Raw genomic sequence first — 10,552 nt, 5'->3', positions numbered from 1 at the left:
GTTCTTTATGGCACCGAAAAAGTGCAAAACGGAAAACAGCCAAAAACGTAAAAACTTTATGGTAGCCAATACGATTATGGCGCAAAGCGCCATAATCGCAGAGGGTAATTACTACCTATAAGTCCATCGGGGTGCCGAAAATTCGTTGTTGCAACCAACTAAAAATTCTTGCAAATTTTCTTAAAAGTTAAATCTGATTCTTATTATTTGATTGGTTTTTTTACCAACAATCAGTTGAACTTACCAATAGGCTGACTTGCCTTTATTACTTATACAACAGACAATATGAATATATTAAACACTACACAATCCACGGCAAGATCGCTTTATTTTTAGCGAGGGAATAAGGAATAACGGTTAAAGAATTGACATTATAAATAGCTAAGATAGGTTTCAACATGATTCGTAGCTCATCTTGAATAAACTGTAACCATGTTTCCTGACCCGGTAGAACATTAATTAAGTGTACCAACTTAAAGATTGTTTGATCAGTAATTCCCTGAACTATGCAGGAGTTGGTATTTGACCTGTCAGTTTCCAACATGCAAAGTGTATGCAAAGTCTTTTTATACAGTTCGTCTATCCAATATTTAACAATCCCACCACTTGATAAGTCCTGCTGTAAAAATTTCGCATTGCTGGGGTCATCAAATGCTTTTAATTCCACGCACCAAAGCGTATTCAAAGTAGTATCCAACCAGCAAATATCCATTTCCTTGACAGAATGGGCACTGATGACTTTATACGCCGCGCAATTGCCAAAAAAGAAATAATTATTATCTGGAAAATGCACTTGAACACCATTTTCTGAATGCGGCATCATATTCCTAAAGAATTTATAATTTCTTCATTAAACATGGCTAACGCCTCATCGATGATCTGATTTTCAGGTAAACCATCTTTCATATTGCCCAATGTATAACCGATAGGCTGGCCTTGAACTTTATTTAAAGAAAAGCAATTGATGTCGGTATTGTCCCTTTTGGCGATAATGGCCAATTGCTTAATGAGGAAATAATTATGTGTTGTGATAAAAATCTGTACCCCAGCCTTACTCATCAATACGATCATTTCAGCAAGGTTACGGACAGCTTTGGGGTGCAAAGCTGTTTCCGGCTCATCCATAAACAATACTGTATTTTTTCTTAGCTTTCTGTTTTTGATTAAGGTAGTAAGAATGCCGATTTTTTTGATACCCTCAGCCGTTAATGGCATACTAAATTCAGTCTTGCCCTTTTTAAATATAAAAGGATTATCTTTTGGCCCTTGTGTAATGACACCTTCAAATAATGCTTCAAGATCGCTATTTACATTTCTCAATTCCGAGTTAACATTGCCCTGTTGGGTAGGAACCCGAAGGTCGAGAATAAGGTCGTAATAGGTATCATCAAATCCTATCATGTTGTATTGCTCCCTGGTCAATGCGATAGCATCGAATGCAGTTAAAACCTCTTTTGCCGGGATAAAAAGCGCGTTATATTGATCAGCGAAACTTTCTATATGGTTGTTTTCAGTACAGTCTACAATACTGTTTGTCGTGGTTTCACCAAAGGAAAACTGTATCTGTTGCTTACTTTTTCCCTCATAAGTGATATTAACACTCAGCTTTTCACCCGACCCTTTGGTAACTAATTCACCCAATCCGTTTTTACGGGGCTGAAAAGTATTGATGAGTTTTTCTGAAAGTAATCTTTTATAAGGTGATGGGTTGTGCGCGTTTTTTTGGGTAAAGTCTTCCAGTGACTTAGAGATACCATAAAATAATTTTAATATTGCAGTCTTACCGCTATCATTTGCACCAATGATAACATTCACATTTGTCAACCTTTTGGCCTCAAAGTTTTTAAACCCGAAGAAGTTCTTTATGGTGATGGTTTTGATCATTTTATTTAGTTAAAACGTTTCCTAACAGTTGAACTACCCTTTACTTTTGTTTTTCAAATTCTTTTGGCGTTCGGCCTTTTGCTTGGCATCATATTCAGTTTGGGCAAGTTCTGCCGCTGAAAGGCCTGGCGGCCAATCTAAAGTTGCAATATGCAGGTCTTGTAGATTGGTTTTGGTTAGTTGTGCGATCTTGTACAAATTATCAGGCTTGGGTTGAATTTCATTATTGCACCATCTTGAAACAGTTTCCGCTTTTACGCCCATTAACTCAGCTAAAACCTTGTTATCTATTCCTTTATCTGCAAGCACAGCCCCAATTCTGTAAATCTTATTTTTGTTTCCGCTCATTAACTGTTTATTCCATCAAATATAAATTAAAATTAAATCTCTGAAAATCAAGTATTTGCAATTCTTATTGAATCAATTAAATGATTTATTGAGTATATTAATTGATTTATTAAGTCAATTAATTATATTTGTTAAAGGGAATTGTTTTGCCATTATGTGATCCAATCGGTCAAATAAATGATGTATTGATATAAATCCCAGAATAGAATTGATGATTTTGCGAATACTTTAAAATGAAATTAAAGCATTCGCTTCGAGCCTTATTTTGAAAATTAGCATTGTAAATGGACACAACATCAGAAGCAGGGATGCCCATATTCAGCTATAGAACGATAAGTTGGGAACCATGACTGTAGTATTCTGATTATGTATAATTCCCAATAAGAAGGCTCGTATTATCAGTTAGTCTTTTTGCTGATTGAAATATGAAACAACAAGCCATATCTAAATTTTACAAAGAAATTGAGGGCCTCAATATTAAGGCCAGGCATAGTTTGTTTATTTTTCTTTACAAAGCGATCCCATCCGGTATCAGCCCGCAACAAATGCTCTTTCCCCTGAAACCGAAAGCCCCTATATAATAATTCCCCTTTTTTAAAGAGCCTGACCGCTCCATTTTCTGATTATCTAACCACCCGTGAGCCGGGTGTAAAAGCAATTAACATAGCCGGTCGCAGGTTTTTAACCCTGAACCCACTATGCAAAAAACGCTACTCACCATAGTATTGGCCACGCTTTGCTTAAATTTTAATGCCAATGCACAGGGCCGAAATAATATTATAGAACCTCTTTCCATTGGTGATACTATTTCCGAAGTTATTTGGAAAATACCTTTACAGGTCATCAATGAACGCACGGGTAAGAAAACTATCACTCTAAATGATTACCGCAATAAAAAATTAATCATTCTTGATTTTTGGGCTACATGGTGTAGCTCATGTATTAACGCTTTTCCCAAACTTGACTCTTTGAGCACCAGTGCTGAAGATGTCAAAATCTTACTCGTTAATGCAAAACGCACACGAGATACTAAAGCCAAAATAGATGCCGTATTCAAACGTATGCTAACAACAAAAGCTACTTTATTTTCAGTACCTACCATTGCTAATGACACGATACTTGACAAATTATTTCCACACAACATACTACCTCATTATGTGTGGATTTATCAGGGAAAGATATTGGCATCTACTGACTCTTATGAAGTTACAGGGAAAAACATCGCTGCTGTTTTAAAAGACCCGGCGCATTCATTTGTTGTCAAATCTGATCGGATCAGCTTTGATTACCACAAATCTTTCAGGACAAATTTGGGCAAAGAGGCCGATTCCGCCATGTTGACCACCAGCATGATAATGCGTTACCTGCCGGGATTGGTCAGTTCAAAAAACATTTACGAGGACGGAAACAGGAAAAGGTATTATTTTATAAACAGGCCTCTAATTAGTCTGTACCAGTTTGCATTTAATTGTTCACCAAACCGTATTCTGGTAGATACAAAGGATGGACGGCAGTTTCCATATCAAAATAAAAATGTCAGAAGTGATGAGATGGGCAATTGGCGTAAGGATAATCTTTTTTCCTACGAACTGATCACATTGAATACAGAACCGGAAGATCGGGTATGCGCAAAAATGCTATCAGACCTTAATCTGTATTTTCAACTGAATGGAAAAAAAGAACAGCGTGTCATGGATTGTTATGTCTTGTCCCGTTCTAAAAAAATCACGGCACTCCCTCACGCCGGAGATGCAAAAGCCATTAGCTTAAATAAACGGCAAGACAGTTTGGTTGTCACTAATACAACAGCAAAGGAACTAACAGATTACCTGAATTACTACCCTTCTTTTAAAGACACGATGCCCATAGTGATGGACGAAACCAATTACCCAACGCCAGTAAATATGATTCTTCCATCCGCAGGAATGGATGACATTAATTCATTAAATACTTCTTTAAAAAGATATGGCTTTTCCCTCACACGGCAAAAACGCACCATAGAAATTTATGTGATCACTAATTGAATGGGTAACAAAATTCATTCTCATTTAAACCGCACCCCACATGAAAAAAATATACCTTATTATAATTTTGATTTTAGATCTTTTGTATGCTTCAGCACAGACGACAAAAATTACAGGAACTATAATTGACAAAGATTCTCACCAGCCCTTGCAGGGAGCCTCGATTATCCTTAAAAAAAATGCTCAATATACAATCTCAAATATAGATGGTCATTTCACAATACCTCTTACCCGTGCAGATACATTAGTTGTGACTCACTTAGGCTATGAACGTTTAGCAATGCCTGTAAGTTCCGCTAACTCATCACAATTGTTAATCTCGATGAAAAGCACTTATGCGCAATTAAAAGAAGTCACGGTTAGCACAGGTTATCAAACCTTACCAAAAGAAAGGGCAACAGGTTCATTTACACAAATTGATAATAAAACATTCAATGAACAGGTCAGTACCGATGTTATCAGCAGGTTGGAGGCAGTAGCCAACAGCGTTTCCGTGTCCCGAAAAACGGCTGGAAATACTGCTCAACTTATGGTACGCGGACTTAGTACGATACAAGGTGTGAAGCAGCCTTTGATCATAGTCGATAATTTCCCTTATGATGGCGATATCAATAATATTAACCCTAATGATGTCCAGGATATTACCATTTTGAAAGATGCCGCCGCTGCATCAGTTTGGGGCACTAAAGCAGGGAACGGTGTAATTGTTATTACTACTAAAAAAGGGAAATTCAATCAAAGAACAACAGTTGAAGGAAATGCCATAACGACTATTACGGAAAAGCCTAATCTTTTCTATCTGCCGCAGATGTCATCTACCGATTTCATCAATGTAGAGCAGTTTTTATTTAGTAAAGGTTATCGTTTTTCTGATACTGCCAGCACAAGTCATCCGCCCTTTTCGCCTGTATATGAAATCCTACTAAAACAACAGAACGGCCAGCTTTCCCAAGCGGCTGCAACTGGACAGATTAATGCGCTTCGTAATATTGATATCCGAAATGATTTGAATAAATATTTTTATCAGAAAGCCGTTAATCAGCAATATTCGGTTAATATCAACGGCGGAAGCAATAATATAGCCTGGTTGGTTTTTGCAGGATATGATAAGAATATTAATGAATTGAACGCCAAAAATGACCGGCTTAATATCAGAACTCAAAACACTTTTAGCCTCGCTAAAAATCTCCAACTATCTATCGGGGCATTGTACACGCAGACGAATAACACAAGCGGTAAACCGTCCTATTCCGATATATCAACCAGTATTGGCAGTATTCCGCCTTATACACAAATAGCAGATGCAAACGGCAACGCGCTACCCATCGCAAAAGATTACCGATTAAGCTATATCAATTCAGCGGGTAGCGGAAAGTTGTTAGACTGGAACTATTACCCGCTCACCGACTACCAGCATGTAAATAATGCCATAAAAGGTAATGACCTTTTAGCCAATCTTGGCTTAAATTACAAAATAACATCATGGCTGAACGCGGATGTTAAATACCAGTTTGAGAAACAGCAGATCACAAACAATATCCTTTATGATGCGAACAGTTATTATACCCGCAATTTGATTAACCAGTTCACGCAAATTGACCCGACCTATAATACCGTTCTTAAGGTAATTCCGAAAGGAGGCATCTACGATCTTTCTACCAATAATATCACTTCAAATGATGTAAGAGGACAATTAAATTTCAACAAGACAAGCGGCAAATTTGACATCAACGCCATTGCAGGCGGTGAAATCAGCCAAAAGGCATCAAATCAAAACAGCTATCGGGTATATGGCTATGACGGCAACATCTTAACGACAACCAATGTAGATTACGCTAATTCTTATCCGACTTACATTCAGGGTATTTACAGCTTTATTCCATCCAACGTTGATTTTCTTAAAAATCTAAACCGCTATGTATCCACTTATGCAAACACGGCGCTAACTTATGATGAAAAATATACGCTATCACTTAGCGGGCGCAGAGATGCCTCAAACCTGTTTGGTGTTTCTACTAATAATAAATGGACACCATTATGGTCGTCGGGATTGAGTTGGGATATATCAAAAGAGAAGTTTTATAACAGTAAGCTTATTCCTTATCTAAAATTGAGGGCCACTTACGGTTTCAGCGGCAATATAAACCCTGATGCAACAGCAGTTACGACAGTTGCCTATAATATTACCTCACCCTATACACAGACACCTACAGCGGTGATTGACAAATTTTACAATCCCGATTTAAGATGGGAAAAAGTCGGTATCTTAAATATTGGTCTTGATTTTAAAATGCTGAATAACAGGATAATTGGAAGCCTGGAATATTACCGTAAAAATGCCACTGACCTTTTTGGTAGTGTGCCTGTAGATTATACGGTAGGCTTGGTTAATACTACTATTGTTAAAAACGTAGCGAGTATGCAGGGCAATGGTGCCGATCTGGAACTTAATTCCATCAACTTCAACGGGGCAGTTAAATGGTTGACCAGTATTAATTTGAGCTATTATCGGGATAAGGTTACCAACTATTATTTAAGTTCTTATCAAGGCAGCAATTTCGTGAACGGCGGACAATTAATTGCTGGCGTTGTCGGCAAACCGGTTTATTCCATATTTTCCTATAAATGGGCTGGCTTAGACCCGGCCACGGGCGACCCGCAGGGCTATCTCAACGGGCAGGTCAGTAAAGATTATTTGAATATAACCGGGAGCGGCACCACGATAAATGACTTAAAATATAATGGCCCGGCATTCCCTGTTATTTTTGGTTCAATGGGTAATACAGTTTCGTATAAGAATCTGTCCATTACCGCAAGGGTACTATATAAGTTTGGCTACTATTTTCAAAGGCAATCAATCAGTTATTCTTCTCTTTTTGCCAATAGCGCAGGACATGCTGATTATAGCCTGCGCTGGCAGAAACCCGGTGATGAGAAGACTACCAATGTGCCGTCAATGACCTATCCCGCCGACCCGGCCCGCGATGCATTTTATAATGGGTCGGAGGTATTGGTTGACAGGGCGGACAACATCAGGCTCCAGTACATCAATATCAATTATTCCTTTAAGCTTAGACCATCAACCAGCGGCTTCAATAGGCTACAAGCGTTCATTGTGCTTAACAATTTAGGAATAATCTGGAAAGCAACTCATGCTCCTGTTGACCCGGATTATAACAGTTCGGTTATACCGCCATCTAAATCCATCAGCTTAGGCATCAAAGGAAGATTCTAAGGTTTATAACTCATATCATAAAAATAAAGTTATGTCAAATATTAAAAGAACTATCATTTTACTATATATCGGACTGGTTAGCGGTTCATTTTATAGTTGCAAAAAATACCTGGATGCCAAACCGGATAGTAAATTGGTTGTGCCGTCCACAGTCGGAGATGTGCAGGCATTGTTAGATTATTATCCGAGGGTGAACAACTTTGGCGCATCTGCATGCGAATCAAGTGCCGATAATTATTACCTGAAAGATGCCGATTGGTCGGCTTTAACCAACCCGGACAATCAGCGAATATATATTTGGGCGAAGGATCACCTGTTTACGACCTCGCCAAATACATGGGGGCAATTATACGACGTAGTTAATATTGCTAATACCAGTCTGTTGAGCCTTAGCAGTATAGAAAGGTCATTCGCTAATGCAGCCGATTGGGACAATGCCAAAGGTCAAGCATTGTATTTGAGATCACAATCCTTTTTACAAGCCGCAGCGATTTGGTGCTTGGCTTATGATCCGAATACGGCATCGACCGACCTGGGACTGCCGTTAAGATTAGACCCGGACTTCAATAAACCATCGGTTCGGTCATCGGTTGCAGAAACCTACAAACAGATTATAAATGACCTCAATATAGCTATCCGTCTACTACCTGTAAAACCACTTCAGGTAATGCGTTCATCAAAACCTGCGGCTTATGCTTTGTTAGCCAGAACCTACCTATTTATGCGGGATTATAATAAAGCTGGTTTATACGCTGATTCTTGTTTGCAATTAAGCAATACGCTGATAGATTACAACACTCTTTCAGCAACCGCTACATTTCCATTCAAACAGTTCAACGCAGAAGTGCTTGTAGAAAATTTCGTACCTGTACCGCCGAACCTTAGTAAGGTCAGAGCAAAAATTGTAGCTGATCTTTACAACTCTTATTCCGGCAATGATCTGCGAAAAGCTGTCTTTTTCAGCAAGAACAGTGATGGCAGTTTTGGATTTAAAGGCAGTTACGAAGGAAGTAATGGCCTGTTTGGGGGTATTGCAACGGACGAAGTTTACCTGATACGGGCCGAATGTGCAGCAAGGCAGGGAAGTACAACGCAAGCTATGGCTGACTTGAACACCCTATTGAAAACGAGATATTCTAACAAAGTTGCGTACATTCCTTTGAGTGCCGCAACAGCAAATGATGCCTTAAATATTATTTTGGTAGAGAGAAGAAAGGAACTGCTATATCGCTGTTTACGATGGATGGACTTGAAGCGTTTAAATAAAGACGGTGCCAATATTACTTTAACGAGAACGGTAAACGGACAAACCTACACTTTGCCGCCAAATGACCCAAAGTATGCGCTACCCATTCCTGAAGACGTGATTGCATTGTCTGGAATGCCACAGAATCCGCGCTAAATAAAAACGAGTATAGTAAATACACTATACTCGTTTTATTTAAGGTTTATAAATTATTTATAAGTCCTTAAAGCTAACAATATTCACAGGCAAACTATGCGCTTGCTGATACGAAAGATATTGCGCTAATGTTGAATAATTAGCGTTCTCCGTAAACGAGATTTCGCAAGGCACAGTGGTTGCCCCGCCGCAATTGTCAGGTTCCGTGCTTGTATAATTGCTACTGGTATAAATGGCAGAACCGGAGGGAGCGGTATCAGGTGTGTAATACCAAACCTCTGTCGTAAATTTGCGCACAGTTTTTTTGTGGTGGTTTGAATTATTAACTGCGGAATTTCCTTTGGAATCAGCAGTTTTATTACCTTCAGCTTTAACAACAAAGCCGATACCTACAATTGCAAAAAACAATGCTATAAATGAAATGGCGCGTTGCCATTTTTTTTGTGAAGTTGCCATAAGCAGTATTATGCATTTTACAGGAAATGCGTACCTTTAACTTGAAAATTAGGTTAATTAATTTTTAAGGCAAGCCCGTCACGGCTGCCCGAGAGAAAGGCCGGTCTGCTTCAGACTGGTCTTTTTCATTTCTATTGGTGGGGTATCTCCTTGTTCGGTGCAACCCGTGAATAAGGCAAACTTACGGTCATGGATGTTTTTGTTAGCAATTCTCTTTTGGGCGTAAGCGCGATAAAGAAAAGGCCGGATGTTATGGTAATAACACAGACCTACAGCCATGTACTTCAGGATGAAACGGATGCATAGCGTTGCTATAGCGGCCAGCATGGTCTTGGAGGCTATTGCCTCTGCCATGTCCCTGATTGTTGCTGCATCTAACGTTTTCATCTGCTTACATTTTTTCACTTTGCTTAACCCGGCCATACGACCTTGATATGGCCTGCCCTGTTTGCTTATTTGCACTTATCGTCGTGCCAACGTTCCTTGTGCCGTTCCAGTAAAAACTTGCCAATACCGCCGGTTTCTGCACTGATGATCGCTTCAATTGAAGGGGGCGATCATCTTAGCTCTATGCACTTCTACGCCCGGAAAGGGCGCTATGAAAAGCCGGTATTCCCCATCCATATTTTTAATATTATCGACCGCCCGCCTATCGTTTTGGCTGGCTTTTACGCTTTGCCTTTTCCAGTTTGTCTAATAGCTCTTTCCGCCTGCCCGCGCAATTGATCGGGTTGTCCTTTTGCGCCAGATAACGTTTAACATCCTCATTCCCCGCTTTCGCCATCGCTTGCAGCGTCGTATCGCTGTATTGGTCTTCACAAGTACAGGTTACCACTGGAATCGGCCAGCCCGGTGGCATGAAAAGCCTTAATAGCGTTGTCTCCACCACCATGATCAATAAAAACACGCACAGCTTGACCGGATCGATCATCCGCAGTAACGGGATACGCATGTAAACCCGAAGCAGCCGCGCCAGCCAGCTTGCCTTTTTCTTTTCGTTATGCCCGTCATAACGGTTAACCTCTTGCCCCCCGTCATCGCCATCCGATTGAAGATTCGTTGTTGCCATGTGGTTAATTGCTTAATACAAAGGTATATTGGTTTTTGCTGAAATTTTTCAGGTGGGTGGAACCAAATTATGCGAAACGGACAAAAACAGACCTGAACGGGCACTTTTTTTCATTTCGGTTGAATTATTTTATG

9 protein-coding genes are annotated in these 10,552 nt (G+C 39.6%); 3 read left to right on the top strand and 6 right to left on the bottom strand.

The features are described from left to right. Nucleotides 1-301: 301 nt before the first annotated feature. Genes AB6735_RS04130 through AB6735_RS04120 form a run of 3 tightly spaced genes read right to left on the bottom strand, consistent with a single transcriptional unit; the run spans nucleotide 302 to nucleotide 2,232 of the window. The gene (locus tag AB6735_RS04130; RefSeq protein WP_370994573.1) at nucleotides 302-823 is read right to left on the bottom strand and encodes a hypothetical protein; all 522 of its coding nucleotides are present in this window, start codon (nucleotides 821-823) and stop codon (nucleotides 302-304) included. Next, nucleotides 820-1,884 (bottom strand): ATP/GTP-binding protein, encoded by a 1,065-nt coding sequence (locus AB6735_RS04125; protein WP_121198997.1) that lies wholly within the window; start codon nucleotides 1,882-1,884, stop codon nucleotides 820-822. The genes AB6735_RS04130 and AB6735_RS04125 overlap by 4 nt, the downstream gene beginning before the upstream one ends. 33 nt (nucleotides 1,885-1,917) lie before the next feature. Next, entirely contained in the window at nucleotides 1,918-2,232 is a 315-nt protein-coding gene (locus AB6735_RS04120) for a helix-turn-helix transcriptional regulator (RefSeq protein ID WP_121198998.1), read from the bottom strand. A gap of 698 nt (nucleotides 2,233-2,930) precedes the next feature. Here AB6735_RS04120 and AB6735_RS04115 point away from each other — a divergent pair. The 3 genes from AB6735_RS04115 to AB6735_RS04105 are packed head-to-tail and all read left to right on the top strand — an operon-like array spanning nucleotide 2,931 to nucleotide 8,893. Continuing rightward, nucleotides 2,931-4,256: a thioredoxin domain-containing protein gene (locus AB6735_RS04115; RefSeq protein WP_370994572.1), complete on the top strand. Its 1,326-nt coding sequence runs from the start codon at nucleotides 2,931-2,933 to the stop codon at nucleotides 4,254-4,256. A 40-nt stretch (nucleotides 4,257-4,296) separates the two neighbouring features. Further along, nucleotides 4,297-7,491, top strand: a complete 3,195-nt coding sequence (locus tag AB6735_RS04110) for a SusC/RagA family TonB-linked outer membrane protein (RefSeq protein WP_370994571.1) — start codon at nucleotides 4,297-4,299, stop codon at nucleotides 7,489-7,491. 31 nt (nucleotides 7,492-7,522) lie between these two features. Continuing rightward, nucleotides 7,523-8,893, top strand: a complete 1,371-nt coding sequence (locus AB6735_RS04105) for a RagB/SusD family nutrient uptake outer membrane protein (RefSeq protein WP_370994570.1) — start codon at nucleotides 7,523-7,525, stop codon at nucleotides 8,891-8,893. A gap of 57 nt (nucleotides 8,894-8,950) precedes the next feature. Here AB6735_RS04105 and AB6735_RS04100 read toward each other — a convergent pair whose 3' ends face one another. The 3 genes from AB6735_RS04100 to AB6735_RS04090 form a co-directional block, all read right to left on the bottom strand. Further along, entirely contained in the window at nucleotides 8,951-9,349 is a 399-nt protein-coding gene (locus AB6735_RS04100) for a hypothetical protein (protein ID WP_370994568.1), read from the bottom strand. A gap of 78 nt (nucleotides 9,350-9,427) precedes the next feature. Next, on the bottom strand, nucleotides 9,428-9,736 hold the full coding sequence (locus AB6735_RS04095; RefSeq protein WP_370994567.1) for a hypothetical protein: 309 nt from the start codon (nucleotides 9,734-9,736) through the stop codon (nucleotides 9,428-9,430). Nucleotides 9,737-9,998: 262 nt separating this feature from the next. Then, entirely contained in the window at nucleotides 9,999-10,418 is a 420-nt protein-coding gene (locus tag AB6735_RS04090; RefSeq protein ID WP_370994566.1) for a hypothetical protein, read from the bottom strand. Nucleotides 10,419-10,552: the final 134 nt, after the last annotated feature.

Source organism: Mucilaginibacter sp. RCC_168, assembly GCF_041355315.1.
Lineage (GTDB): Bacteria > Bacteroidota > Bacteroidia > Sphingobacteriales > Sphingobacteriaceae > Mucilaginibacter.
The sequence above is the reverse complement of the archived record's forward strand: the minus strand, read 5'-3'. Positions and strand labels throughout refer to the sequence as shown.